This window comes from Candidatus Micrarchaeota archaeon, from assembly GCA_028866575.1.
Lineage (GTDB): Archaea > Micrarchaeota > Micrarchaeia > Micrarchaeales > Micrarchaeaceae > UBA12276.
The window spans coordinates 1-1,394 of record JAGWHU010000038.1; the positions used below are offsets into that span (position 1 = coordinate 1).

Below are 1,394 nucleotides of genomic sequence, written 5' to 3' on the forward strand. Positions count from 1 at the left end.
CTCCTTCACCCTCATAGAACTCCTCATAGTGATAGCCATAATAGGTATCCTGGCCTCCGTCGTCGTCCTCATCCTCAACCCGTCTCAGCTCCTCTCCCAATCAAGGGACAGCAGGAGAATACAGGACCTGAGTAACGTGAATAACGCGATAGGCATCTATCTTAGCGAAGGAAACACCTCCATGGGATCCGGAAACACCGTCTACGTCAGCATCCCGGACTCCTCCTCAACCTGCGGCTCCCCCACAGGCTCGGATCTGAGCCTCCCCACCATTCCCGGAGGATGGAGCTACCACTGCGTATCAACCACCTCGCTCCGGAACACCGACGGAACCGGCTGGATACCCGTGAACTTCACCCAAATCTCCACGGGCTCCCCGATCCCCGTCCTGCCCGTGGATCCCGTAGACTCCAAGGACTACTACTACGCCTACGCCGTGGGAACCTCCTCCGTCTACGAGATAACCTCCTCCTTCGAGTCCGACAAGTACCAGAGCAGGGCCGCAGGCTCGGGAAACACGGATCCCACCACCTACGCCGTAGGCAACAACCTTTCCCTAACCCCCTTCATACACGGACTTGTGGGAGCTTGGAATTTTAACGACGCCTCCGGAGGATTAAATTCCACAACCGCCGATCTATCCGGATGGGAAAATAACGGTACCCTACTAGACGCCACCTCTACCGGAACGGGGCCGACTTATACAACCTCGGGATGCCTGAGCGGCGGATGCTTGTCGTTTGATGGAGCAGACGATTTTGTGAGAGTTTTGAACAACGTTTCCATTAACCCGAACGCCAGCAATTTCACTGTCAACGTCTGGTTTTACGCCAATAGCGTCAGCGCTGGTATTCTGTACAACAAGGAAAATTTGTATGAGGCCGAAGTGTCTTCGGAGTGCGGTCAGAACGGATGTTATGCTTGGCAGCCCAACTGGGCGTGGGATGGGCAGAATTTTAACGCGACAACGGGTGTGTGGACGATGATGACCATCGTTTATGACCACTCTAACCAGTATCTCTATAAAAACGGTGCGCTGGTATATTCCCGTTCGCAGACGGGAAATATGGGGAGCGACACGAACAATCTGACTTTTGCCGCCAGGAGCGACGGAGCAAGTGTTTTCTATAACGGCCTGCTTGACGATGTAAGCATGTATGATACCGCTCTAACTCCATCCCAGGTGCGGGCCATTTATAACGCGGAAAAAACGCAGTAATCGTTCTATATTTTTGGAGAAGTAGAATCATGTCACCTTGCAAAATCTATTTGACGGGGGTATATACGAGTATGTAAAAAGTCGTAAATCATCTTAAAAAACGTCATGAACCTCTCTTATTTCAGAAAAAGCATTCAAAACGTTGAAGAAACCGCCGACAAGGCTAAAAAACTCG

1 protein-coding gene is annotated in these 1,394 nt (G+C 51.5%); it reads left to right on the forward strand.

The features are described 5' to 3' along the window. The coding region (locus tag KGI06_06305) for a prepilin-type N-terminal cleavage/methylation domain-containing protein (protein MDE1871820.1) at positions 1-1,219 on the forward strand (1,219 nt) is incomplete at its 5' end. Between the last annotated feature and the right edge of the window lie 175 nt (positions 1,220-1,394).